21 protein-coding genes and 1 pseudogene are annotated in these 23,740 nt (G+C 71.1%); 6 read left to right on the top strand and 16 right to left on the bottom strand.

The genetic code is table 11. The annotated features are described in order from the left end of the window. Window positions 1-113 precede the first annotated feature (113 nt). From ACWCQS_RS05770 to ACWCQS_RS05755, 4 genes are all read right to left on the bottom strand, one after another. Window positions 114-1,565, bottom strand: coding sequence for a WGR domain-containing protein (locus tag ACWCQS_RS05770; RefSeq protein ID WP_451003276.1), 1,452 nt, complete (start codon window positions 1,563-1,565; stop codon window positions 114-116). A 124-nt stretch (window positions 1,566-1,689) separates the two neighbouring features. After that, complete coding sequence (locus ACWCQS_RS05765; protein ID WP_451003275.1) at window positions 1,690-1,935, bottom strand: hypothetical protein; 246 nt, start codon at window positions 1,933-1,935, stop codon at window positions 1,690-1,692. Between the two features lie 144 nt (window positions 1,936-2,079). Then, a complete protein-coding gene (locus ACWCQS_RS05760; protein ID WP_451003274.1) occupies window positions 2,080-3,048 on the bottom strand; it encodes a threo-3-hydroxy-L-aspartate ammonia-lyase in 969 nt (322 codons plus the stop codon). 126 nt (window positions 3,049-3,174) lie between these two features. Then, window positions 3,175-3,915, bottom strand: coding sequence for a VOC family protein (locus ACWCQS_RS05755; protein WP_451003273.1), 741 nt, complete (start codon window positions 3,913-3,915; stop codon window positions 3,175-3,177). Window positions 3,916-5,004: 1,089 nt separating this feature from the next. Between ACWCQS_RS05755 and ACWCQS_RS05750 the strand changes: the two genes are divergently transcribed. Both ACWCQS_RS05750 and ACWCQS_RS05745 read left to right on the top strand, forming a co-directional pair. Further along, the gene (locus tag ACWCQS_RS05750; RefSeq protein WP_451003272.1) at window positions 5,005-5,805 is read left to right on the top strand and encodes an SAM-dependent methyltransferase; all 801 of its coding nucleotides are present in this window, start codon (window positions 5,005-5,007) and stop codon (window positions 5,803-5,805) included. A 401-nt stretch (window positions 5,806-6,206) separates the two neighbouring features. Then, on the top strand, window positions 6,207-7,685 hold the full coding sequence (locus tag ACWCQS_RS05745) for a glutamate-cysteine ligase family protein (protein WP_451003271.1): 1,479 nt from the start codon (window positions 6,207-6,209) through the stop codon (window positions 7,683-7,685). A 75-nt stretch (window positions 7,686-7,760) separates the two neighbouring features. Here ACWCQS_RS05745 and ACWCQS_RS05740 read toward each other — a convergent pair whose 3' ends face one another. Further along, on the bottom strand, window positions 7,761-8,228 hold the full coding sequence (locus tag ACWCQS_RS05740; protein ID WP_451003270.1) for a hypothetical protein: 468 nt from the start codon (window positions 8,226-8,228) through the stop codon (window positions 7,761-7,763). A gap of 44 nt (window positions 8,229-8,272) precedes the next feature. After that, on the bottom strand, window positions 8,273-8,635 hold the full coding sequence (locus tag ACWCQS_RS05735) for a winged helix-turn-helix transcriptional regulator (protein WP_451003269.1): 363 nt from the start codon (window positions 8,633-8,635) through the stop codon (window positions 8,273-8,275). Between the two features lie 137 nt (window positions 8,636-8,772). Between ACWCQS_RS05735 and ACWCQS_RS05730 the strand changes: the two genes are divergently transcribed. Together ACWCQS_RS05730 and ACWCQS_RS05725 are read left to right on the top strand one after the other, a co-directional pair. After that, window positions 8,773-9,423, top strand: coding sequence for an FMN-dependent NADH-azoreductase (locus ACWCQS_RS05730; protein WP_451003268.1), 651 nt, complete (start codon window positions 8,773-8,775; stop codon window positions 9,421-9,423). 250 nt (window positions 9,424-9,673) lie between these two features. After that, complete coding sequence (locus ACWCQS_RS05725; RefSeq protein WP_451003267.1) at window positions 9,674-10,462, top strand: thioesterase family protein; 789 nt, start codon at window positions 9,674-9,676, stop codon at window positions 10,460-10,462. Between the two features lie 16 nt (window positions 10,463-10,478). On the opposite strand, the gene ACWCQS_RS05720 is transcribed toward ACWCQS_RS05725, so the two are convergent. Further along, a complete protein-coding gene (locus ACWCQS_RS05720) occupies window positions 10,479-11,003 on the bottom strand; it encodes a hypothetical protein (RefSeq protein WP_451003266.1) in 525 nt (174 codons plus the stop codon). Between the two features lie 225 nt (window positions 11,004-11,228). Further along, entirely contained in the window at window positions 11,229-12,188 is a 960-nt protein-coding gene (locus ACWCQS_RS05715) for an EamA family transporter (protein ID WP_451003265.1), read from the bottom strand. A 79-nt stretch (window positions 12,189-12,267) separates the two neighbouring features. Here ACWCQS_RS05715 and ACWCQS_RS05710 point away from each other — a divergent pair. Beyond that, a pseudogene (locus ACWCQS_RS05710) lies at window positions 12,268-12,462 on the top strand (flavin reductase family protein); the annotation flags it as partial. Window positions 12,463-12,843: 381 nt separating this feature from the next. Here the strand turns inward: ACWCQS_RS05710 and ACWCQS_RS05705 are convergent. Then, window positions 12,844-13,119: a hypothetical protein gene (locus ACWCQS_RS05705; protein ID WP_361225748.1), complete on the bottom strand. Its 276-nt coding sequence runs from the start codon at window positions 13,117-13,119 to the stop codon at window positions 12,844-12,846. After that, on the bottom strand, window positions 13,116-13,934 hold the full coding sequence (locus ACWCQS_RS05700) for a phytanoyl-CoA dioxygenase family protein (protein ID WP_451003264.1): 819 nt from the start codon (window positions 13,932-13,934) through the stop codon (window positions 13,116-13,118). The genes ACWCQS_RS05705 and ACWCQS_RS05700 overlap by 4 nt, the downstream gene beginning before the upstream one ends. Window positions 13,935-14,007: 73 nt before the next feature. On the opposite strand from ACWCQS_RS05700, the gene ACWCQS_RS05695 reads away from it, so the two are divergent. After that, entirely contained in the window at window positions 14,008-14,802 is a 795-nt protein-coding gene (locus tag ACWCQS_RS05695) for a helix-turn-helix domain-containing protein (protein WP_451003263.1), read from the top strand. A gap of 307 nt (window positions 14,803-15,109) precedes the next feature. Here the strand turns inward: ACWCQS_RS05695 and ACWCQS_RS05690 are convergent, their stop codons facing one another. The 6 genes from ACWCQS_RS05690 to ACWCQS_RS05665 all read right to left on the bottom strand — a co-directional run bounded on the left by ACWCQS_RS05690 (window position 15,110) and on the right by ACWCQS_RS05665 (window position 23,605). Next, window positions 15,110-15,442 carry an IS110 family transposase gene (locus ACWCQS_RS05690; protein ID WP_451003262.1) on the bottom strand — a complete coding sequence of 111 codons (333 nt, stop codon included), beginning with the start codon at window positions 15,440-15,442 and terminating at the stop codon, window positions 15,110-15,112. 293 nt (window positions 15,443-15,735) lie between these two features. Continuing rightward, window positions 15,736-17,718 carry a glycoside hydrolase family 31 protein gene (locus tag ACWCQS_RS05685; RefSeq protein WP_451003261.1) on the bottom strand — a complete coding sequence of 661 codons (1,983 nt, stop codon included), beginning with the start codon at window positions 17,716-17,718 and terminating at the stop codon, window positions 15,736-15,738. Window positions 17,719-17,737: 19 nt separating this feature from the next. After that, window positions 17,738-18,814, bottom strand: coding sequence for a phosphotransferase family protein (locus ACWCQS_RS05680; protein ID WP_451003260.1), 1,077 nt, complete (start codon window positions 18,812-18,814; stop codon window positions 17,738-17,740). A gap of 86 nt (window positions 18,815-18,900) precedes the next feature. Further along, a complete protein-coding gene (gene yicI, locus ACWCQS_RS05675; RefSeq protein ID WP_451003259.1) occupies window positions 18,901-21,183 on the bottom strand; it encodes an alpha-xylosidase in 2,283 nt (760 codons plus the stop codon). Beyond that, window positions 21,180-22,580 carry a GH1 family beta-glucosidase gene (locus ACWCQS_RS05670; RefSeq protein WP_451003258.1) on the bottom strand — a complete coding sequence of 467 codons (1,401 nt, stop codon included), beginning with the start codon at window positions 22,578-22,580 and terminating at the stop codon, window positions 21,180-21,182. Before ACWCQS_RS05670 ends, yicI begins: the two co-directional genes overlap by 4 nt. 41 nt (window positions 22,581-22,621) lie before the next feature. Continuing rightward, window positions 22,622-23,605: an acetylxylan esterase gene (locus ACWCQS_RS05665; protein ID WP_451003257.1), complete on the bottom strand. Its 984-nt coding sequence runs from the start codon at window positions 23,603-23,605 to the stop codon at window positions 22,622-22,624. Window positions 23,606-23,740 lie beyond the last annotated feature (135 nt).

Below are 23,740 nucleotides of genomic sequence, written 5' to 3'. Positions count from 1 at the left end.
GGGCAGCGCGGCGGAGGCGCCCCTCCGCACCCGGGCAGGGCTCGCTGAGGCGCAGGCCGTGCGGCCTTGAGGTGCCGGCCGGCTGGACCGAACGGCACAGGAGAGCGGCAGCGTCAGAGCAGGCGGCGGATGTCGCCGCGGACCCGGTAGAAGCCGCCGGCCGCCGGGTGCAGGGCGTCCACGACGTAGCGGGCGCCCGGTCGGCGTATCGCCCGCGGGAACTGGACGTTCCAGGAGGTGTCGTAGCCCTCGGACACCACATGCACCCGGAGCCGGCCGGCGTCCTGCACGCACTCGACCACGACGGCTCCGGCCGGTGCCTGTGTGACGGTGGCCACCGCGGCCACGGCGGTGGCGGGCTGGTAGGTCGGCAGGGCCGCGGCGAGCTTGACGTCCCGCGCCACCGGCACCGTGCCCTGCTGGGCGTCGGCGATGGCCGTCTCGCTCGCGTCGACGCACACCAGCGAGCCGTCGGTGGTCACCAGGTACAGGCGCTCGTCGCGGTACTGCATGGACAGCGCCGAGCCGCCGCCGGTGCCGAGCTTCCACAGGCGCGTGCCGTCCTGGTCGAAGCAGTAGACGGACGACGCGGCGTCCCCGGCGAAGACGAACCGCCCGCCCGGGGAGGTGGCGCACGAGTAGACCGCGCTGTCGCAGGCGTACGTCGCCTCGATGGTGCCGGTCGCCTTCGACAGCCGCTGGACCACGCGGTGACCGGTGCCCGCGTACACGGCGTCCTCCTCCTGCCAGCCGAACAGCACGCTGCCCTTCGTGGCCGTGTGCCACAACTCGCCGCTGCCGCCAGGCGCGTAGGCGGTGACGCCCCGGTGGTGGCCGTGGTAGACGGCGCGGTCGTCGGCACGCACCATCCAGGCGTGTTCGCCCCGGCTGCGCCGGGCCCACTGGTGTTCGTCCTCGTGGTCGATGACGGTCAGCCGGCCGTCGCGGTCCGACACGTTCAGGATGCCCTCGTGGATGTCCAGCCAGAAGATGTCGACGTCGGCGGCTATGTCGTACGCGGCGAACGGCAACTTCGAGGAGAGGTCGTAGACCTTGCCGTCGTCGCAGCCCGCGTAGATCCAGAAGTCGTCGGCGACCAGGCACTTCACCCCGTCCGGCAGGCCGAACCGGGCGAGGACGGCGCCGTCGTGGCCGAGGGTGTAGACGTCACCCGCCTGGTTGCCGACCCAGCAGTGTTCGTCGTCGACGTGGATTCCGAAGGCGGCCGAGCCGGTGCGGAACCGCCACAGCACGGGTGCCACCGCCCGGGCGGTGGACGGGGCCGAGCTGACCTGACGCCGGGTCACCGGCCGCGGAGCGCGCTGCCCCTGGACCGCCGGGGCGTATCCCTTGCGGACCTTCTCCCCCACCTTTTTCGCGGCGGCCGCCCGGGCCTTCTCGGCGGTCGGGAAGGTCGTCGTCTGGATCTGTCCGGTGGCGCCGATCCTGCCGTACCGCACCGTCACCACCATGCCGTCGACGGTCACTTCGTAGAACTTGTGGGCACCGCCGCCCTCCTGCGACAACTCCAGATACGTCGTCGACACCGCGGACGCCGTGGTCATGGCAGACCCCTCCCCAGGACGGAACCTCGGCCTTTCCCGCAGGTCCTCACTGATCGAACCGTAAGGGCGACCACTGACAACGGCCCGAGACCGGTGGTGCGGCAGGGCGGGCCGGCGGCCGGCCTCAGTTCCCGGCGCGCAGGAAGGCCGGTATGTCCGCGCGAGTCGGGTAGTTCGGCAGCGGCGCCCGTGCACCCTGGAGGAACGCGGTGATGACGGCGGCGGCTCGTTCGTCGTTGTCGTCGAGGCCGTTCCACAGGTGATGTCCGACCCTGGGCAGGTACTGGGTGCGCTCGACGGCGGGATCGGCGGCCAGAACGGCGGTCTCCCACCGGCGGACCTGGGAGGAGCACTCGGCGATCATCAGCATCGCGGGAGTCCGCGAGCGCCGCAGTCGGGGAGCCAGGGACGCCGAGTCCCTGACCGTCCGCTGGATGCGAAGACTGGCGGCGGGACATGTACTTCTTATCCGAGCGGCGCAGCTGCTTCTGCGTGCGCCGCGTCACAACGACCCTCACCCACCGATGAGTTCGGCGAACCGCACGGTGTCGATGTTGCCGCCGGAGGCGATGATGCCGATGCGGGGCGGTGGGTTGTCGACGCGGCCGGCCAGGAGTGCGGCCAGGCCGGTGGCGCCGCTGGGTTCGAGGACGATCTTCAGGCGTTCGAAGGCGAAGCGCATGGCGGCGACGATCTCCGCGTCGCTGACGAGGGCGATGGCGTCGACCAGGCGCCGGTTGATCTCGAAGGTGAGCTCGCCGGGCGTGGGCAAGGCCTGACCGTCGGCGATGGTCCGGGGCACGGGCAGGGTGACGCGGGCGCCGCTCTCCAGGGACCGCTTGGTGTCGTCCCCTTCCTCCGGCTCCACGCCGATGACCCGGACAGCGGGGTGCAGGGCTTTGGCGGCGGTGGCGCTGCCGGCGATCAGGCCGCCGCCGCCGACGGGCACGAGCAGGGCGTCGAGCGGGCCTGTCTCGTCGAGGAGTTCCAGGGTCGCGGTGCCCTGTCCGGCGATGACGTGGGGGTGGTCGTAGGGCGGGATGAGAGCCAGCCCGCGGTCCTCGGCCAGCGCCGTACCGAGCGCGGTGCGGTCCTCGGTGTAGCGGTCGTAGGTGACGATCTCGGCGCCGTATCCGGCGGTCGCCTCCCGCTTGAGGCGCGGGGCGTCCTCGGGCATCAGGATGACGGCGCTGGTGCCGAGTTCGCGGGCGGCGAGGGCGGTGGCCTGGGCGTGGTTGCCGGAGGAGTAGGCGGCGATGCCCTTCGCGAGCTGGTCCGGGGAGAGCTGGGCGGCCGCGTTGTAGGCACCGCGGAACTTGAAGGCGCCGACGCGCTGGAAGTTCTCGCACTTGATGAACACGTCGGCGCCGACAAGGGCGTTCAGGGTGCGGGAGGTGACGACGGGCGTGCGGTGGGCGACTCCTTCGAGGCGCGCGGCGGCCGCACGGATGTCGTCGTACGTGACGGGCGAAGCGGCGGCCATGGCGGTCTCCGGAAGCTGCCTGGACTGATTTTCCATTCTTGGACTCGAACTCTATGGAGATCGGTGCCCTGCTGTCCAGGGAGAGGAGGGAGGGACGTTCCCTTCCGTCACTGACCAGGCTGCGCGTCAGGACCGGGCGAGGACGCAGAACTCGTGGCCCTCCGGGTCCGCCAGGCACGTCCACGGGACGTCGCCCTGGCCGACGTCGAGGTCGGTGGCGCCGAGGGCCCGCAGCCGGGCCACCTCCGCTGCTTTGTCGTCACCGGGGCAGGGCACCAGGTCAAGATGGACGCGGTCCGGCACGGTCTTCGCCCCGGGCATGCGGAGGAACTCGAGATACGGGCCGACACCCTTGGCGGAGCGCAGCACCGCATGATCGTCAGTCACCTCGTGCAGGGTCCAGTCCACGGCCTCACCCCAGAACCGGGCCATGGCCCGCGGATCCGCACAGTCGACCACCACCCGGGCGATCGGTCCGGTGTCCCCGTAGATGTCCCGCGGCTCCAGCACGCAGAACTCGTTGCCCTCCACGTCGGCGAGAACCGTCCACGGCACGTCGCCCTGGCCCACGTGCGCGGGCGTCGCACCGAGAGCCCGCAGGCGCGCGACCAACTCCGCCTGATGCGCTGCGGAGGTGGTGGCGAGATCGATGTGCACACGGTTCTTCGTCGTCGTCTTGGGTTCCGGCACGGCGATGACGTCGACGCAGACGCCGACCGGGTCCAGCCAATCGAAGCCGGCGGGTTTGGCGGCGGTCGCGCCGGGTTCCGAGCTGGAAACGCTCCAGCCGAGCGCCTCCGCCCAGAACCGGCCGACCGCCGAGTCGTCAAGAGCCTTTACGTTCACCAGAACCGGTCGCAGCGCCATGCCGGCGATCTTACGCATCCGCTCTGCAACGGCATCCCCACTCTCGCCGAACGAGATCAACTCACCGCCCGCAATGCTCAGCCCGCCAACCAGACCATGCCGGTTGCGGCGCGGTGATCGACGCGACCTGGCTGCGAGCGGTGAGTCCGGCGGCCGGGGCGGGCGGCGCCGTGGCGGCGGTGAGCCTGGGCCGCTCCGCTCTGGCCGGGGAGCCAAGCACGTGCCCGCCGCGCTGCCCGAAACACGTTCGCTGGTCCAGCCGGTGCTCGTGGACGCCCGGATCAGCCCGTACGGGGCGAAACTGAAGTACAGCGCTTGCGCGCACCGAGCGGCGGCGAGGCCCGGACGAGCCGGGGTGGGAGGGCGGGGAACGACCCGAGCGCAATGGATTCACCGTTCCCCGCCCCCGGCGCGTCGGCCCGCCTCGTCACGGACACGGAGGGACGACCCGCGACCGGTCGGACGAAGCTTCGACTCACCGATCTTGTTCCGACCATCCGACGCCGACGACGCGCAAGCCAGCGGAGCCGGTCCGGCCGGGTGACGGGCGCCCCGTGCAGGGGTCCTGCCGGGGGGCGACGCTTGGCCCCGCACGTCACGCGGAGGCCGACCCCTGATGCCGCCCGCCCTCGCACGGTGACCGCAAGCAGGCCACGAGCGGCACCCCGCCGCGCCAGGAAGCAGGCCGCGTACGGCGCCCCCCTCGCACGGAGGCCGGAGTCACGCCGCTTACAGCACCCCGCCCCGGAGGGTGCCCGGCCGGCGCGGAGCGGCAGGCGGGTCTGCCACATGAGCCGCGCCCGCCGGGCAGCGACCAGCGCGAGGTCCTCCGCTACGAGCGCGACCCGGGTCGGCGGCCTGGTCCACGTCGACATCAAGAAGCCCCGGACGCATCCCCCAGCGCGGCCACTGCCGCATGCACGGCCTGGGCACACACGCCGCCCGCGCTTCCGAACGCGCTGGTCCCGGCAGGCAGCTGCTGATCCTGAGCTCCCGGAACTCGCCCCGCGCACCAGATAGTTGATGTGGGAAGCTTTGGCCAACCGTTTGCGGGACCGAGGCCGTGACGGTCGTGGAAAGGAGCACAGCGTGACTCAGGACGGCGGCCAGACCGTGCACATCGACACCAGCAAGCCGCATCCCGCACGGATCTACGACTACCTCCTGGGCGGCAAGGACAATTACGAGGTGGACCAGCTGGCGGGCGACCAACTGGCCGCGGCCGCGCCCGAGGTGTGGATCTCCGTACGGGCCAACCGTGCTTTTCTGCACCGTGCGGTCCGGTACGTCATCGGCAGCGGCGTGCGCCAGATCCTCGACATCGGCACCGGGCTGCCCACCTCGCCGAACGTGCACGAGGTCGCCCAGGAGCTGGCTCCGGACGCGCGCGTCGCCTACGTCGACAACGACCCGATCGTGAAGGCGCACGGCGACGCACTGCTCAGCCGGGCCGGCACGACCAGCATCGTGCTCGCCGACCTGCGCGATCCGCAGTCCGTCATCGATCATCCCGAGGTCCGCCGGATCATCGATTTCGACCGGCCGGTCGCCCTCTTCCTCGTCGCCATCCTCCACTTCATACGCGACACGGACGAGCCGGAGCGGATCGTGGCCACCCTGCGCGACGCGCTTCCGGCCGGCAGCTTCCTGGTGCTCTCGCACGCGACGGGTGACTTCGCCGACGACCGCAGCGAGGCCGAGGCCGTCTACAACAGCGCGACCGCCACCATGAACCTCCGGTCCCGCGACCGGGTCGAGCGGTTCTTCGACAGGTTCGAACTGGTCGAGCCCGGCCTGACCCAGGTTCCCTTCTGGCGCCCGGACACCACCCCGCCACCCAGTTCCGAGGCCATCGGTTTCTACGGCGGCGTGGCCCGCAAGAACGCCTGAAACCGGGATCACCGGCAGCGGCCTCCCACTGGTTGCGGGGCGGTACTCATGGCAGAGACGTGACCTCCTTGCCGACCGCCCCTGCGCCGCACCGGAAGCGTCCCTGCCGCCGGGCCCCGTGCGGAGGTTCAGGCGCGGGTGCACCGGCACTGCTCGCCGCGCGATTTCAACGGCTGCGCTCCGCTCACCGACCGCATCCCGCGTGGACACGGGCCGTGCACGGCCGTGCACAAGGAGCACGGCCCGCCGTGCCCGTGCTCGTGCGCCGCCTCGCCGGGGCAGGAACCGGAGCGTCCCGGAGACGGCGTCGGCCCGCACGTGCCGGCCGTGCCTGGTGAGGCTCGTGTGTTGGTGCGACGCTGGGTGAAGAGGTCTGCGACGAGGGGCATCCTGGAGGGCCGATGGGACGCGACGTCCCGGCGCTCGTCTTCACCCGCGAGGACCGCCGCCGGTACCGGATCAAGATGCACGCGTGCCTGGACACGTTGGCGCAGATGCTGCGCGAGGCACGGTTCGAGTCCGAGCGGCCGCAGGTCGGTCTGGAGATCGAGCTGAACCTGGTCGGCGACGACGCCGAGCCGGCGATGCGCAACACCGATGTGCTGAAGGCGATCTCCGACCCCGCCTGGTCCACCGAGCTGGGCCGGTTCAACCTGGAGATCAACGTGCCGCCACGCCGGCTGACCGCGGGCGGACCCGATGCGTGGGAGTCGGAGATCCGCGCTGCGCTGAACCACGCGGACGAGCGGGCCAGGTCGATCGGCACCCGGCTGATCATGATCGGGATCCTGCCCACCCTGCGCCAGCAGGACATCGGCGAGGAGACCCTGTCGGAGAACCCGCGGTACCAGTTGCTCAACGACCAGATCTTCGCGGCCCGCGGCGAGGACCTGCGCATCGAGGTGGACGGCGAGGACCGGCTGCGCACCTACGCGGACACCATCACCCCGGAGGCCGCGTGCACGAGCACGCAGTTCCATCTCCAGGTGTCTCCCGAGGAGTTCGCCCCGTACTGGAACGCGGCGCAGGCCATCGCCGGGGTCCAGGTGGCACTGGCGGCGAACTCACCGTTCCTGTTCGGCAAGGAGCTGTGGCACGAGACCCGCATCCCGCTGTTCGAACAGGCCACGGACACCCGCCCGGAAGAGATCAAGGTGCAGGGCGTACGTCCCCGGGTGTGGTTCGGGGAGCGCTGGATCAACAGCGTCTTCGACCTGTTCGAGGAGAACCTGCGCTACTTCCCCGCTCTCCTCCCGCTGTGCGACGAACAGGACCCGGCGGAGACGCTGGACAGCGGCGACATCCCGGAGCTCGGCGAACTGACCCTGCACAACGGCACGATCTACCGCTGGAATCGCCCGGTGTACGCCGTCTCCCACGACCTCCCGCACATCCGCGTGGAGAACCGGGTGCTGCCCGCCGGCCCGACCGTCGCTGACACCCTCGCCAACGGCGCCTTCTACTACGGCCTCACCCGGGCCCTGGTGGAGGAGGAGCGGCCGGTGTGGTCGCGGATGTCGTTCGCGGCCGCCGAGGACAATCTGCACGCCGCCGCCCGGCGCGGCATCGACGCCCCGTTGTACTGGCCCGGCATGGGCGAGGTGCCGGTGCCGGAGCTGGTCCTGCGCAGGCTGCTGCCGCTGGCGCACCGGGGGCTGGAACTGTCCGGCATGGACGAGGCGTGGCGGGAGCCGCTGCTCGGCATCATCGAGCAGCGCTGTGTGACGGCACGCAACGGCGCGGTGTGGCAGAAGGAGGTGTTCCACCACCTCGACGCCACCACGCGCGCCGGCCGCCATGAGGCGCTGCGCCGGATGACCCAGTTGTACATCGACTACATGCATCTGAACGCGCCCGTCCACACGTGGCCGGTGGACTGACCCGGCTCAGCCGCGCCAAGCCGGTCTGCCGTGAGGTGTCACCCTTGAGGCGGCTGACGTCGTCCACGAGGTGGGCTATCGCACCGGCCCGCACTCGTCGACGAGCACGGCCGGTTCTCCGAGGAACATGTCACGGTCGACCGGGCCGTAGGCGACGTTGAAGATGTCGAGCGAGTACGACCAGTCCGCCGTCCCGGAGCTGCTGCTGTGGCGGTGGTTGAGCTGCCACCGCACCCACTGACCCGGCCGCAGCCACACCGCCGGCGGCCTGCGGGGCCGGAGCGGCACACCGAACCCGCTGTGGGCGAACACCCGGAGGCCGCCGTCCCGTTCCCGCAGGCTGATGGGGATGTCGTCGAGGTCCCTCCGGCTCTCCTCGGGCGTGAAGTCCTGCCGCTCGGTCACCCGTACGACGTGCGCGCGGTCCAACGGCACTTCGGGCAACGGGAATCCGACCGGCACCGCGTTCCGGCGGGCCGCGGCCGTGCCGCCGCGTGACCGCTTGGTCCAGACGGTCCGCACCCACTGCGCGGTGATGTCCATGGCCGGACCGCGCCCTACGCGGGCGAGCCGGCCGGCCGCCGGCGCTACGCGCCGGGGCACGGCGGGGCGTCCGGCAGGTGGGCCTTCGCCCACTCGCCCAGTTCCCGGAGCGCCGGCTCCAGGGCGGCCCCCGCCTCGGTCAGCCGGTAGGACACGCGCAGCGGCGGTCCCTCGTCGACCTCGCGGAGCACGAGTCCGGCCGCACCGAGTTCCGCGAGCCGGTCGGACAGCATGCGCTCGCTGATGCCGGGGACGGCCCGGCGCAGGTCGGCGAAGTGTGCGGGCTGTTCCACCAGGACGGCCACGATCGGGCCGCTCCAGCGTTTTCCGAGCAGCTGGAAGACACGGGTGATGCCATCGTCCACCCGTTTGCACGCCGCGCTGTCGTGGGTCACGTCCGCCGCCATGCGATCAGGGTACTACCCCGATGTAGGGGGATGAAAAAAAGTAAGCCCCTGTGCTAAAGATAGCTCTGTACGAAAACTCAGCCAGTGCTGAGCCACGGGGATACCCCTGTCCCTTTTGTCTTCTTTCTGGAGTCACCATGGCTACCCTGCTGCACATCGACTCGTCCGTGTTCCCGACCGAGGCCTCGGCCTCGCGCGCCGTGGCGGAGGCCTTCCGCACGCACTGGCAGGAGCAGCACCCGGAGGGCACGGTCGTCCACCGCGACCTCGCGGCACAGCCCGTCCCGCACATCACCGCCGCCGCGCACACCGCAGGCTTCGCCGACCCTGCCTCGCACACCCCGGAGCAGGCCGCGGCCTTCGCCGAGCGTGTCCGGCTGATCGAGGAGCTGGAGCAGGCCGACGCGGTGCTGATCGGCGCCCCGATGTACAACTACTCGATCCCCTCGACCCTGAAGGCCTGGCTGGACAACGTGATCCTCTTCGGCCGCACCGCGGGCGAGACCCAGTCCGCGAAGGGCACCCCGGTGACGGTCGTTGCCAGCCGGGGCGGCGCGTACGGGCCGGGCACCCCGCGCGAGGGATACGAGTACGTGCAGAACTACCTCTCGGCCGTCCTCGCCGACGCCCTCGGTCTGGACCTCGACTTCATCGTCCCGGAGCTGACCATGGCCCCGCAGAACCCGGCGATGGCCGAGCTCATCCCGCTGTACGAGGCCTCCCGCGACCGCGCCCTGGAGGAGGCCGCCGCAAAGGCCAAGCAGCTCGCGGAGCGACTGGCGGCCTGACCGCCCCGCCCCACCCCGGCCCCGGCGCCGTCCTGAACGCGGCGCCGGGGGCGGTACGGCGGCGTGGGTGAGCGGCGGGTCGCGCAGGCCGTACGCGACGAAGATCGCCACGGTCCCGGCGGGCATCCGGGGCCGCAGGTCGCCATGCAGACGATCAAGACCGGCCCGTGAACCGGTCGCGGGCACGGATGTACTGTGCAACGACCTGCTCAACGCCCCCGTGCACGGACACCCTGAGGAGTGGCACCCGTTGGCCGCCAGCTACTTCGAGCGCATAGATCAGCATCGCTACAAGCCCACCCCGCACGCGAGCGGCGCGTGGGACACCGACGAGATGCACTTCAGCCCGCTGGGCGGACTCATGGTCCACGCGATCGACCAGTACCGCGCCGAGCGCCCGCCGAGCGGACTGCTCCTGTCCAGGATCAGCTTCGACATCCTGGGGCGCCTCGCCCTGGACGAGTGCGAGATCCAGGTGGAGTCGATCCGGCCCGGCCGCACCATCGAACTGCTCGAAGCGCTCGTCCGCATCGCGGACCGGCCGGTGGTGCGGGCCCGCGCCTGGCTGCTGACCGAGGTGGACACCAGCGCAGTGGCCGGCGATGCCGAGGCGCGCCTCACCCCGCCGGACGGACTCGCCGGTCACTCCCTGGCCTCGCTCTGGCCCGGCGGCCACTGCGCGTCCGTGGACGTCCGGCCGGTCACCCCCTCGGAGCCGGGCCGCGGCACGGTCTGGATCTCCACGGACCTCGACCTCGTCGCCGGCGAGCCGAGCAGCCCGGTCGCCTCCTATGTCGCCCTCGTCGACACGGCCAACGGCATCGCCGTACGCCGGCCGCCGACCGAGTGGATGTTCCCCAACGTCGACCTGACGATCCATCTGCACCGGCAGCCGGCGGGCCGCTGGGTCGGCCTGGACACCACGGTCGCCTTCGGCCCCACCGGCCAGGGCCTCACCAGCAGCGTCCTCCACGACGTCCACGGCCCGGTCGGCCAGGCCCAGCAGACGCTCACGGTACGGCCACTTCCGGGCCGGTGACCGCCCGTTGGGCCGCTCAAGGGTCGAGGTTCCATCGCTCGGGAAGGTCGGCGTCACAGAAGACACAGACGAAATGCTCTTCCCGGACAATGTTGTGCTGCCCGCAGGTGCGGCACCGGCGGAAGACCATCTCATGGGTGAAGGCCCCGGGGCGTTGGAACCCGGCCCGGTCGAGCGCCTCGGCGACCGCCGGCCATGAGTCGGTGTCCGGGCAGTAGCCCGTCGACTGGTTGGTCACCTCCCGCACCGCCCAGCGGCCGGTGTCCTCGCCGAAGCGGATCTCTCCCGCGCTCAGCACCGGCTCGCCGCCCGCGCAGGCCACGTGCTCGGACCGGCGTGGGGCCAGCCGTAGCGCGCCGTCCAGGCCGATGACGTAGGTGAATGGCTCGGCCAGTTCCTCGCGGGGCCGGGTGGCGGCCCAGTCCGCGAACTCGTCCGCCGTACGAATGACGGTGCCGGAGCCTCCCGGCCGGACGGCGGCCCTCACGTCCTCGGGACCGACATATCGATAGCTCCGAAGACTCCGTCCCGACGCGTTCATGCCGGTCACGGTAGGGCATGGGGCGGTCCGCGTGACCGGCCCGTCCGCAACCCGCGGCGCCCGGTCTGGTCGAACAGGCCCTGGAGCGCGGCGACGAGGACGCGGTGGACCGCTGGACCCCGGCGGTCCTCGCCCAGGAAGGCCCGGTCGGCGACCGCGGAGCGCATGAGGCGACACCACGCGACCACTCCGACGCCGGCCCGATCCGGGTGGCCGGACGCTCCCTCACTCCCGAGCGGCCTCCGCCGCGTCGCTCAGGTCCTGCGTACCGGCCGCCCCGTCCGTGCGCGTCGCCCCCACCGAGGCCAGCCCCACCGCCGCGACCCCCGTCCACTGGGCCACCGCGAGGTGCTGCCGCAAGAACAGCAGTCCGATCAGCGCGCCGATCGCCGGTTCCAGGCTGGTCAGCACCCCGAAGACACGCGGTGTCAGGCGGCGCAGTGCCTCCAGCTGGAACGTGTAGGGCACGACGCTGGACAGCACGGCGACCGCCGCGGCCACGGCGAGGGTGCCCGGGTCCAGGAGGCGGGTGCCCGCTTGTGCGATGCCGTAAGGAAGGCTGAGCAGCGCTCCCCAGGTCACGGCCAGCGCGAGGCCGCGGCCGTCGGGGACGCGGCCGGCCAGCCGCTTGCCGATGAGGATGTATCCGCCCCAGCAGCATCCGGCGACGGTGGCACAGGCGATGCCGGTCGCGTCCAGGGCCGTACCGGTACGGCTGAGCAGGACGACGCCGGTGGCGGCGAGGCCCGCCCACAGCAGGTCGGGTGCGCGGCGCGAACCGCACAGGGCGATGGCGAAGGGACCGAGGAACTCCAGGGTGGTGGCGGCGCCGAGCGGCAGCCGGGCGACCGCCTCGTAGTACGCGAGGTGGTGCACGGCGAGCAGGGTTCCGGCGGCGGCCGCGATACCGAGGCCGGCCCGGTCGCCGCGGATCCGGGGCCGCCACAGCGCGGTGAGCGCGAGCGCGGCGATGGTCAGCCGCAGAGTCACCACTCCGGCCGGTCCCACGGCGGGGTAGAGACGAGTCGTCAGCGCCGCTCCGCCCTGCAGGCCGAGGATTCCGCCGAGGACGAGCCCCGGGCCCGGTACGGCGACGAGTCCCCGGCCCAGGGCGAGGACGGCCCGCGCACGAGGTGTCAGGTACTGACTGATGGTTATCGGCTCCCGGTACGGCTGTCCTCGCACCTTAGGGCGGCGGCCCGCCGATGATCAACGCGGGGCGCCGGATGGCACGGCCTCCGGCGCCACCGCTTGGCGTGCTGTCATGCACGTCGACTGCTCGCCCGCGTCCATGACGACCGGGGCGTTCTACCGTCTGCTCACCTCCGTCGTCGTACCCCGGCCGATCGCCTGGGTCTCGACCCTCGCGCCGGACGGCGAGACGGCAAACCTCGCCCCGCACTCGTTCTTCACCATCGCCTGCACCGATCCGCCCGTCGTGCGGTTCATGTCGGTGGGCGAGTCGACGGCTGACGATACGGTGGTTGTGGCACAAGAGTGGCTGCCCTTGTGGAAACGCACCTGAATGGTGCGGCTACCGAGGTCGTCGGCTAAGAACGCATCGCTGGGGTGCCCGCCTGCCTGTCTTCCTCTGCCGCGGTGCGGACGGACGCGACGGCCACGCCCGCGCGTTGCCAGCCCTGCTTTCTCACCTTGCAGTAATCACCCTCATCCGGGTCTCCGACGTGCCTCCAGAGCACAAGCCTTCCGCCCGCCCCTGCGGGGCGTCGTCCCCGCCGCCCTCGCCCGGTTCAACCGCCCCCAGCACCTGGGGGCGCCGCCTCAACGCCCGCTACGGCTACGCCACCCACCGGACAGGAGCAGCAGTTCCAACACCGGGTCAAGAGCGAGAGCTGTCCTCCACCTTCTCGAAGAAGAACTCGTGTTTGAGGAAGGAGACGTCGTACTCATGACCGGACTGAGGCGGCAGCAGTTGGGAGGCCTGGAACAGGCGCCACCCGTCGTGCAGCGCGGCAAGCCCTGTGGGATAGGGCGGCTCGTCGCTGTCACCGGTCGTCGGACGGGTCCGGCCGGTCCCATCGTATCGAGACCAGCCCACGACGTCGGAGTCCAGCGCCGACGTCGCGAGATAGAGGACCAGAACCTGCTGCCTCATGCGTGACTCCTCAAGGCCGGCCGATTGCTCACGCGCGTGACCCAGTACTCGACATCGAACGAGTCGTCACCGGTCAGGGCCCTCCACAACAGGACCCGGTTGTAGATCTCCAGTCGGGCCGTGGCCTGCTCGTACCAGGGGAAGTGCGTATTGAGTTCCGCGGCCACCGCAGGGTCGTGCAGGTCGGAGACGTCCCACAGACACACCTGCGGCACGGTCGGGTTGAGGCGGAGTTTGTACATGTAGCGACGGCCCACGGTGTCGTTGCGGCGGCCACTGTGCCAGATGCCGTGGTGCACGAGGACAACCGTGCCTGCCGGGCAGGTCAGACGGGTCTGCCCCCTGAGGTTCTGGACGCGGCCGACGTCCGTCTCATTGATCCTGCGCAGATGGCTTCCGGGCACACTGAGGGTGCCGCCCATCTCGGCGGTCACCTCGTGCGGGTAGTACATGAGCTGGATGTCGAACGCGTCCGGCCGCACATCGATGATCCCGTCTCCGTGGAGCGGCTGCGCCTGTCCCTCGTGCGGCTCGCGCACATGCACCGCATGGTGGTCGACGGTCGGCTCGGGGCCGACGAGGCTCTCGACGGCGCCTGCGACGACCGGCAGGGCGAGCAGCTCGTGGACGAAGGTGTCCTGCGCGAACGCCACGCCCAGCGGAGTGCCGTAGGACACTTCCGGCAGGCCCTCGGTCAAGGCCGCGATGGCCTGTTCATTGATCTCCTGCGGCACCACCCCGTCCAGGCGCAGAAATCCCTGCGCGACGAAGCGCGCCACCTGAACCGATGTCAGGAGTTGCTTGCTGGTTGACATGCGACGAACGTACGTGCCCTGCCGGGATCGGTCGTGGGCTGAAATCGTCCAGTGCTGGTAATTTTCCATCCTCGTGAAGCACACAACACTGCGGCTCGACAAGGCGCCCACCGTGGTCGATGCCGGCATCGGGGTGCACGGCGTCTCCACCGCCCACGACGTCTTCCGGCTCCCCGACCTGTGGCAGCTGCACCTCTACAACTACGAGGGTGCTCTGTCCCTCGGGCAGTCGGTCCATCCCATACGCCCCGGCCACGTCAGCCTGGTGCCGCCGAACACGGAGGTGCACTTTCACTACCGGGGCAGGTCGGAGCATTTCTACGTCCATCTGCGGCTGCACGACGGCGGAACCACGCGGGTGGTGCCGGTGATGCAGGACGCCGCGGCCGAGAGCACACGCCTGGCCGATCTGCTCCGACACGCCGTGACGGCCATGCCGACTTCTCCCCCGCGAGCCTCGGCCGAGGTCTGGACCGCTCTGTGGCGCATCGCCGAGTTGCCGAGGGGTGATGGAGCCGGGCGCCGCCACCCCTTCGTGGCAGCCGCCCAGGCCTACGTCGAGGAACACCTGGCCGACGCGTTGTCCGTACCGGACGTCGCTCGCGCCGTCGGAATCTCCCACACACACCTGACGCGCGTGTTCCGTGCCGAAACCGGCCTCACAGTCGTTTCGTACATCCGGCATCGCCGCCTGCAGCGCGCCCGCCACCTCCTGCTGTCCTCCACCCTGTCCATCACCGCCATCGCCGCGTCCGTCGGCATCGCCGATCTCCAGGCCTTCAACAAGGCCTGCCGCCGTGAACTCGGCGCGAGCCCGCGGGACGTGCGTGCGGCTGCCCCTGCGGGGCTGGACGGCCCAGGACCGTAAGGGTGCCGGCAGACACCTTCGCGGCCCGCTGGACCTCTCCCCCCGGCCGCCGATCTGATCCTGCTCCGGGCTTCCTCGTCGTCGCCTGCCTACCCGCCATCATGCGCACCTCCGGAGCCTGGATCGTCGTCGCCGTGCTTGGCTACGGCGTCGGCCAGGTCACCGGAACAGCCCTCGTGCCCCGCCTCATCCGCCGGCAAAGCGAGGAACCCCAGCCGACGCGCGGCTGGGGTTCGTCAAGGCGGTGAGTAATCGGTCAGCAGCAAGGTGCCGTCCAGGATCACGAATGCCTTGGCCGCGGCGACGGCTATCTCCTCTTCCAAAGTGGGGCGCGAGTGCGGCCAGGAACTCGATGTCTTCGGTGACGTAGCGGTGGGCAGCGGCCAGTCCGATGCAACTTCCGCCCGTGACTGACCAGCAGGGCGATCCACAGCGCGGCGCCGCCGGCGTTCAGGTCCACCGCCCACGTGACCGGCTCGCCATCGGCCAGATCCAGGACGTCGCCGAGGAGCCCAAGCAGCTCGGTCTCGTCGTTGGGCACCCGTCGCGAGTGGAACACCGTGGCGTCCTTGTCGATCACCGTGCAGTGATGCGCGGATTTGCCCGCGTCCGTAGCGGCCCAGAGTTCAGGCACGGTCACCTCCGACGTCGTAGGTGTACTGGTTCCCAGCAGACGACCTCGCCGACGTGTCCATACAAAGCGATTCAGTTCGCGCGTCCCAACGAGTGGCCGAGTCGTCATGGGACCCCGGGCGGCCAATCCCTCCAAGCCACAACAGCGGCAATTTGATGACAGCCACACCCGAGGTCCCTGGGCCTCCCGATCCTACGAATGATCGGTTCGGGCCCTCATCAAGGAAGGCATGGACTGCATGACTGCTTGGTTCCTTCGTTCGAACGCTTCGGCGCTGCGGACAAGGGCTTTGGGGCAAGTCAGCCGAGCCGGGCTGCGACCTCTGCCCCTTCCCGTACGAAGACCGGGATGCGCTCCAGTGGGGCCTCGGCGTCGAGCATCGTTCCGCCCTCCAGCACGCGTCCGGTGGCCGGGTCGAGCCAGCGGGCACCGGACGGCAGGTACACCCGGCGAGCCCGGACACCCGTCTCGTACACGGGTGCCACCAGCACGTCGGGGCCGAGCAGGAACTGGTCGTTCACGTCCCAGGCGCGCTCGTCCTTGGGGAAGTCGAAGAACAGCGGGCGCATCGGCGGGGCCCCGGTGCGGTGGGCGTCCTCGGACAGCGTCCTCAGGTATGGGCGCAGGCGCTCACGCAGCCCCAGGTGGTCGCGGAGGATGCCGTACGCCTCCTCCCCGTACGACCAGACCTCGTTCGGCCCACCGGTCATGTCCGCCGAGAAGGTGGGGTGATTGGGGTTGCGGTCCCCGTGCAGCCGCATGACGGGGCAGAAGGTACCGTACTGGAACCACCGGACCAGCAGCTCGCGGTACGCCGGGTCGTCCGGGTCGCCGCCGAGGAAGCCGCCGATGTCGGTGTTCCACCAGGGAATGCCGCTCATCGCGACGTTCAGCCCGGCCCTGATCTGACGGGCGAGGGAGCCGAAGGTGGCGGGGATGTCGCCGGACCACAGCAGGGCCCCGTGCCGCTGGCTGCCCGCCCACGCGGAGCGGACCAGCGACAGCGGCCGGTCCTCGCCCGCCGCGCGCAGGCCGTCGGCCACCGCGCGGGCGTGCAGCACGGGGTAGAGGTTCGCGACCTCGGCGGCCGGCCCGGCCGCGTAGACGGCGCGGTCGGCGAGGTCCCGGGGCAGGTCGGGCTCGCAGGCGTCCAGCCAGAAGCACGCCACGCCCAGCGAGCGGTAGTTGTCGTTCAGCCGCTGCCACAGTGCGGCGCGTGCTCCGGGGTGGGTGGCGTCGTAGTACGCCATCGGGCTGATCAGCGCGTCCGCGCTGAACCGGGACGGCCACGGGAAGCTGAGCAGGCCGCCACCCGCGTCCCGTACCAGGTGTCCGGCCGAGCGCAGTTCGTCGTGCGTCTCACTGCCGGGCTCGACGGTGGGCCACACCGAGACGGCGAGTTTCACCCCGAGGTCCGTCAGCTCCTTGACCATGGCGGCGGGATCGGGCCACTCGCTCTCCTCGAAACGCCAGTCGCCCATCCTCGGCCAGTGGAAGAAGTCGCAGACGATGACGGACAGCGGCAGTCCGCGCTCCTTGTACTGCCGTGCCACCGCCAGGAGTTCGTCCCGGGTGCGGTAGCGCAGCTTCGACTGCCAGAAACCGGAAGCCCACTCGGGCAGGAGGGGCGGGCGTCCGGTGGCCCGGGTGTAGGAGTCCAGGATCTGGGCCGGGGTGTCGCCGGCGGTGATCCAGTAGTCGATGCGCCCGCCGGCGTCGGCGGTCCACCGGGTGGTGTCGGCGCCCAGTTCGACCCGGCCGGTGGCGGGGTTGTTCCACAGCAGTCCGTAGCCGCGCGAGGAGTGCAGGAAGGGGACGGCCGCCACGGTGTTGCTCTGGACGAGGTCGATCACGCAACCCTTCTGGTCCAGGCGCCCGTTGGGGTTCTGCCCCAGGCCGTGCAGCCGTTCACCGTCGTACGCCTCGAAGTGCTGTTCCGTCCGGCCGCCCGCCGCGTGGACGCGAGGGCCGCCGGGTGGCCCGTACGGGCCCTTGTCGGCGAGGAGTTCGCGGCCCGAGACGGCGTGGCTGAACCTCAGCCGGCCGTCCGCCGAGGCCTCGGCCACAAGGCGGCCGTTGACCAGGCGGGCACAGCCGTCGTCCGATACGGACAGTTCGGCGTGCGGGGCGGGCGAGGGGCTCTCCAGCGCACCGGGGGCTGCGGGGTCGACGGTCCCGGACGAGGCCCGCACCCGGACGGCGTCCGGTCCCCAGGGCTCGATGCGGAGAATCTCTGCGACGGTGTGCCGTTCCAGACCGCCGGCGCGGACGATGTAGGGCAAGGTGATTCCTCCGTTCTTCTCAAGTTGCGGGTGAGTACAGCCGGTCGCCGATCACCGGCGTCGTATGTGCTTTCCGCAGCAGGAGCAACGACCTGGATCCAACACGGTCTGTCCCAGCGCCCGGAGTCGGGCGATGGAGTCGGCGAGCATCCGGCGGCAGAACGCAAGGTGGTCCTCCGCGTAGCCGCGCGGGGCGCACTCCACGGCCAGCAGCAGGCCCAGGTAGAGCTGGTAGAGCGCCATGCGGTGCCGGAGGGCCGGGCTGAAGTCCAGGCTGCCGCCTGCTGCGGTGTAACCGGCGGGCCAGGTCGCTGTCCGGGCCGGTGCCACCGCCGGCGAGGGAGACCAGCTCGGCTGCCGGGTCGCCCCAGAAGGCCCGCTCGTGGTCGATGGGTCCGGTGATACCGGCCTGCCCTGCGTCACCCGGTCGGATGAAGATGTTGCCCGGCCAGAGGTCGAAGTGGACCAACCGGGGCTCCGTGAAATCGTCCAGGGCGTACCCGCCTTCGGACACCAGCGTGCGAATGTCCGAAGGCAGTACGGCCAGGGGAGAGCGCCAGTGGTCGGCGTCGTCGAGCAGGGCCTCGATCATGGCGCTGAAGGCCGTACGCCAGTCGGCGGCGGACAGGCCGGACTCAGCGGCCGGGTAGCCGAAGCGGCCGTCGGCCGGGGCCAGGGTGTGCAGTCGGGCGGTGATCGCGCCCAGTTCCCGGCGGAGCAGGGCCCCCGCGTCGGCGGAGAGCTGCTCGCCCGCCTTGTCCCACGGAGTTCCCTCCAGGAGCGACAGGACGATGAACTCCTCTTCCGCGTGAAGCAGTTCGGGCACCGGAACTGTGCCTCCCGGCAGGGCTGCGAGCCGCCGGTAGACCATCGTCTCCGTCCCGAGGATGCCCCGCTCATACCGCAGTACCGGTGCGTCGGCCGGTGGCGCAAGCTTGACGACGGCGGGCCTGCCATCATCCAGCAGCACGCGGTAGGCGCTGTTGAACCAGCCGTCGGTCAGCTCGTGCTCCAGACGGCACCCGATGCCGACGGAGGTGCGCAGCAGGGCGTCGAGCGCGGCGGGCGTGAGGTGACGTTTGGTGCGGCTCTGCACGGGTACCTCCGGGTGCCAGGTTTGGAAGGGCAAGGCCCCGCACGCCCTTGCGGGGGCGCGCGGGGCCTCGCGTCCGGGGGCCGGCCTCACTCCGGGCAGGGCAGCTCGGCCTCGGCGGTGCCGGGCGGGCTGACGTGCAGGACGCCGTCCGGGCCGCCGATGCGCAGCTGCCAGGGGTGCGGGCTGTCGGTGCTCACCCGCAGCAGGCCACCCTCGCGGCGCAGGTGGAAGACGGCGGTCCGGCCGGGGCCGTCGCTGCGCGGGATCACCACGGTGCGCTCGGCGCCGTCGGCGAAGGCGTGGACCCGCAGTTCCACCCCCTCGGCCCAGGCGGAGACCGGGTGTTGGTCGTCGGCGGCGAGGGGGATGACGGAGTCGGGGCGGGCGAGCAGCGGCAGGGTGTGGAAGCCGTGCTGTTCGCGCACCCAGCGCGGGCCGGTGATCTGATCCCCCGTCAGAAAATTGGTCCACGTCCCCTCGGGCACGTAGTACTCGACCGTGCCGTCGTCGGTGAAGACCGGGGCGACGAGCAGGTCGTCGCCGAGGAGGTACTGCCGGTCGAGCGTGGCGGCGGCGGGGTCCTCGGGGAACTCCAGCGCCATAGCGCGCATCACCGGGACGCCGGTGGTGTGCGCCTGTTGGGCGGCGCGCTGCAGGTAGGGGGCGAGGCGGTGCTTGAGGAGGGTGAACTCGCGGGTGACCTCGACGGCCTCCTCGCCGTAGTCCCACGGCACCCGGTAGGACTTGCTGCCGTGCAGGCGGCTGTGCGAGGAGAGCAGGCCGAATTGCGTCCAGCGCTTGAAGACGGTGGGGGTGGGGGTTCCCTCGAAGCCGCCGATGTCGTGGCTCCAGAAGCCGAACCCGGACAGACCGAGGGAGAGCCCGCCGCGCAGTGACTCGGCCATGGCGTTGAAGTGCGATTCGCAGTCGCCGCCCCAGTGCACCGGGTACTGCTGGCCGCCGGCGGTGGCGGAGCGGGCGAAGAGCAGCGCCTCGCCCTCGCCGCGCTCGGCGCGCAGCAGCTCGAAGACGGCCCGGTTGTACAGGTGGGTGTAGTAGTTGTGCATCAACTCCGGGTCGGAGCCGTCGTGCCAGACGACGTCGGTGGGGATCCGCTCGCCGAAGTCGGTCTTGAAGCAGTCCACGCCCTGCGCGAGGAGTGTGCGCAGCTTGCCGGTGTACCAGGCGCGGGCGGCCGGGTTGGTGAAGTCCACCAGTGCCATGCCGGGCTGCCACAGGTCCCACTGCCAGACGGTGCCGTCCGGGCGACGCACCAGGTAACCCTCGCGCATGCCCTCCTCGAACAGCGCGGACTTCTGCGCGATGTAGGGGTTGATCCAGGCGGAGATCCGCAGGCCCTGCTCCTTGAGCCGGGCCAGCATGCCCGCCGGGTCGGGGAAGGTGTCGGAGTCCCAGTCGAAGTCGCACCACTGGTACTCGCGCATCCAGAAGCAGTCGAGGTGGAAGACGCTCAGCGGGATGCCGCGCTCGGCCATGCCGCCGACGAAGCGGTTGACGGTGGCCTCGTCGTAGTCGGTGGTGAAGGAGGTGGTCAGCCACAGGCCCAGCGCCCAGGCCGGGGGCAGTGGGGGGCGGCCGGTGAGCGCGGTGTAGCGGGCCAGGATCTGCTTCGGGGTCGGGCCGTGGACGATGAAGTACTCCAGCGACTGGTCCTCGACGCTGAACTGCACCTGCCCGACCGACTCCGAGCCGACCTCGTAGCTGACCTTGCCCGGGTGGTTGACGAAGACGCCGTAGCCCCGGTTGGTCAGGTGGAACGGGATGTTCTTGTAGGCCTGTTCGCTGCTGGTGCCGCCGTCGGACTGCCAGATGTCCACCGTCTGCCCGTTCCTGACGAACGGGGTGAACCGCTCCCCCAGCCCGTACACCAACTCGCCTACTCCCAGGGAGAGCTGGCCGAGCATGTGGTGACGGCCGTCGGCGTCGGTGACGAAGCCGGTGCCGCGCTCACCCACGGAGGTCAGCACCCGGCCCTCGGCGGTGAACTCCAGCCGCCAGAGCTGGGAGGTGTCGACCCGCAGCGTCAGTTCTCCGGAGCTGAGCTGCACCACCTCGCCCTCGCGGTGCACCTTTCCGGCCCCCGGCTCCGCACCGAGCAGCGCGAACTCCGGCCCGCGGCGCACCGATCCGGCGTGGTGCGTCGTGCGCACCCCGATCACGCCCTCGGCCGGTGACCAGCACTCGACCGTCACCAGCGGGCTGTTGAGCGTGTCACCGCGGCCGCGCACGTGCTTGACGGGAGCGTAGAGGGTCATCCGGTCCTCGCCGGTGCGGACGTCGGCGACCTCAGTGGCGTAGCGCGCGGTGACGCCGGGGCGCATCAACCAGTAGCCGTCGGTGAACTTCATCGGGCAGGTTCCTCCGTCCGCGCGCGGTGCGCGGTGATCAGGCCCCGGTACCAGTGGTAACTGTCCTTGGGGGTTCGGGTCAGGGTGTCGTAGTCGACGCGGACCAGGCCGAAGCGTTGCTCGTAGCCGCGGGCCCACTCGAAGTTGTCCAGCAGGGACCAGACGTAGTAGCCGCGCACGTCGACGCCGGCCGCGATGGCGTCGGCGACGGCGGTGAGGTGGCCGGCCAGGTAGTCGATCCGTTCCGCGTCGTGGACGAGGCCGTCGGGGGCGACGGTGTCGTCCTCGGCGGAGCCGTTCTCGGTGATCCAGACCGGCGGGAGCTGCGGGTAGCGGGCGTGGAGTCCGCAGAGCAGTTCGGTGAGCGCGGACGGGACGACAGGCCAGCCCATGGTGGTGAGCCGGGTGCCGTACGGGTTCGGCTCGGCGACGCCGATGTCCATGGCGGTGCGCAGTTCGGGGTCGTCCTCGCGGTGCGGGGCGGCCTCGACGGTGATCGGCCGGTAGAAGTTGATGCCGACGAAGTCCATTGGTGCGCCGATCAGTTGCAGGTCCCCCGGTCGGCGCCAGGGGCCGTCGGCCAGTCCCTCCCAGGTCTCGGCCTCGTGCTCGGGGTAGCGCCCGGCGAACAGCGGCTCCGTCCAGACCTCGTTGTGCAGCACCTCGGCCCGGCGCAGGGCGGCGAGGTCCTCGCTCCGGTCGGAGGCGGCGTGCAGCTGGTCGAGGTTGAGCGTGATGCCGACCTCGCGGGCGCCGGCGGCACGCAGCTCCCGCACGGCCAGGCCATGGGCGACCAGCAGGTGGTGGGCGGCCGCCAGGGCCCCGCGGCCCTCCCGGGCGCCGGGCGCGTGCCGACCCTCGGCGTAGCCGACGAAGGCGGAGCAGAACGGCTCGTTGAGCGTGATCCAGCGCTCCACCCGGTCGCCGTAGTGCTCGGCGGCGAGGGCCGCATACTCCGTGAAAGCCTCGGTGGTCTCCCGGACGCGCCAGCCGCCGCGGTCTTCCAGGGCCTGGGGCAGGTCCCAGTGGTAGAGGGTGGCGGCGGGCGCGATTCCGGCGGCGAGCAGTTCGTCGATCAGCCGGTCGTAGAAGTCCAGGCCCTTCCGATTGACCGCACCGGTGCCGTCGCGCAGCAGACGCGGCCAGGAGATCGAGAAGCGGTAGTCGTCGACGCCGAGTCCGCGGAGCAGGGCGACGTCCTCCGGGTAGCGGTGGTAGTGGTCGCAGGCGGTGTCGCCGGTGGCGCCGCCGAGGGTACGGCCCGGGCTGTGGCTGTAGGTGTCCCAGATGGAGGGGCCGCGGCCGTCCTCGTCGTGGGCGCCCTCGATCTGGTACGCGGCGGTGGCGGCGCCGAACCGGAAGCCGGGTGGCAGTTCCGGGAAGGCCAACCTACTCATGCGGCGCACCTCACTGTTCTCTCGGTGATCGGGAACGACGGTCACAGCTCCGGTGCCAGCCCGCGGTCACTCAGCCAGGACAGCTGGACAGGCGGGTTGGAGCCGCAGCCGCCGGCGTGGTCGGCGAAGGGCCAGACGGTCATGGTGCGGTCCTCTCCCGCGTAGTGGTTGAAGGCCGCGTAGACCGTCCGGGGCGGGCAGATCGGGTCCATCAGGCCGACGCTGAACAGGGCAGGTGCGGTGGCCCGCTGGGCGAAGTGGACGCCGTCGAAGTAGTCGAGGGTGGCGAAGGTCGGCTGCAAGCGGTGCCGACTGTGCCAGCGCAGATACTTGACGAGCTCCTGGTACGGCCCATCCAGGGACATCTGCGCGCCCTGGATGTAGTGGCACAGGAACGGGACGTCCGGCATCACCGCGGCCACCCGGTCCCCGGTGAGCCCGGCGACGGCGAGGGCCAGGCCGCCGCCCTGGCTGCCGCCGGCCACCACGATCCGGTTGGCGTCGAGACCGGGCAGCTCTGCGACGGCGTCCACGGCGCGCACACAGTCGGTCATCAGCCGCCGGTAGTAGTAGTTCTCCGGGGAGTCGATGCCGCGGGTCATGAAGCCCTCGACCCACTGGGTGCCGTCGCCCATGGTCTGGTCCGGGGTGTCGTGGCCCTGTCCCCGGCTGTCCACGACGAGCTGGGCGTAGCCGGCGGCAGACCAGAACAGGTGTTCGGTTGGTAGTCCACGGCCGCCGCAGTAGCCCATGTACGTGACGACGACCGGCAGCGGGCCCTCCACGCCGCGCGGGCGCAGCAGCCAGGCGGCCACCGGCTCGCCGTTCCAGCCGGGGAACCGTACGTCATCGACCTCGACGGTGCGCAGTCCGTACTGCGCAGTGACGAGTTCGGCCTTGACCACCCCACCGTGCGAGCGGGCCTCGGCGAGGGTGCGCCGCCAGAACTCGTCGAAATCCTGCGGATTGGTCGACTCGGGCTGATAGCCGGCGAGTTCGTCGAGTCCGAAGTCGGTGAGCGGCATGGGGGATTCCTCCGGATGTTGCGAGGACGAGGTGAGGTGGTGGGGTGTCAGCAGCGACATGGGGGCCGCCTCCGGGCGGCGGGGGACGGGGTCGGAACGGATGCGGCAGCGGGCGGGTCTTCCGGCGCGCAGGCC

It is taken from the genome of Streptomyces sp. NPDC002076 (genome assembly GCF_053593835.1).
This window is presented reverse-complemented; position numbering and strand designations above follow the sequence as displayed.

What these genes read in the sequence shown, in the direction of transcription:
- ACWCQS_RS05760 (WP_451003274.1), bottom strand. Translation starts at nt 3,048, where the DNA reads ATGGCCGCCGCTTCGCCCGTCACGTACGACGACATCCGTGCGGCCGCC.
- ACWCQS_RS05745 (WP_451003271.1), top strand. Translation starts at nt 6,207, where the DNA reads ATGGGACGCGACGTCCCGGCGCTCGTCTTCACCCGCGAGGACCGCCGC.
- ACWCQS_RS05705 (WP_361225748.1), bottom strand. Translation starts at nt 13,119, where the DNA reads ATGAGGCAGCAGGTTCTGGTCCTCTATCTCGCGACGTCGGCGCTGGAC.
- yicI (WP_451003259.1), bottom strand. Translation starts at nt 21,183, where the DNA reads ATGAAGTTCACCGACGGCTACTGGTTGATGCGCCCCGGCGTCACCGCG.
- ACWCQS_RS05755 (WP_451003273.1), bottom strand. Translation starts at nt 3,915, where the DNA reads ATGGCGCTGCGACCGGTTCTGGTGAACGTAAAGGCTCTTGACGACTCG.
- ACWCQS_RS05740 (WP_451003270.1), bottom strand. Translation starts at nt 8,228, where the DNA reads ATGGACATCACCGCGCAGTGGGTGCGGACCGTCTGGACCAAGCGGTCA.
- ACWCQS_RS05730 (WP_451003268.1), top strand. Translation starts at nt 8,773, where the DNA reads ATGGCTACCCTGCTGCACATCGACTCGTCCGTGTTCCCGACCGAGGCC.
- ACWCQS_RS05670 (WP_451003258.1), bottom strand. Translation starts at nt 22,580, where the DNA reads ATGAGTAGGTTGGCCTTCCCGGAACTGCCACCCGGCTTCCGGTTCGGC.
- ACWCQS_RS05700 (WP_451003264.1), bottom strand. Translation starts at nt 13,934, where the DNA reads ATGTCAACCAGCAAGCAACTCCTGACATCGGTTCAGGTGGCGCGCTTC.
- ACWCQS_RS05735 (WP_451003269.1), bottom strand. Translation starts at nt 8,635, where the DNA reads ATGGCGGCGGACGTGACCCACGACAGCGCGGCGTGCAAACGGGTGGAC.
- ACWCQS_RS05720 (WP_451003266.1), bottom strand. Translation starts at nt 11,003, where the DNA reads ATGAACGCGTCGGGACGGAGTCTTCGGAGCTATCGATATGTCGGTCCC.
- ACWCQS_RS05665 (WP_451003257.1), bottom strand. Translation starts at nt 23,605, where the DNA reads ATGCCGCTCACCGACTTCGGACTCGACGAACTCGCCGGCTATCAGCCC.
- ACWCQS_RS05770 (WP_451003276.1), bottom strand. Translation starts at nt 1,565, where the DNA reads ATGACCACGGCGTCCGCGGTGTCGACGACGTATCTGGAGTTGTCGCAG.
- ACWCQS_RS05765 (WP_451003275.1), bottom strand. Translation starts at nt 1,935, where the DNA reads ATGCTGATGATCGCCGAGTGCTCCTCCCAGGTCCGCCGGTGGGAGACC.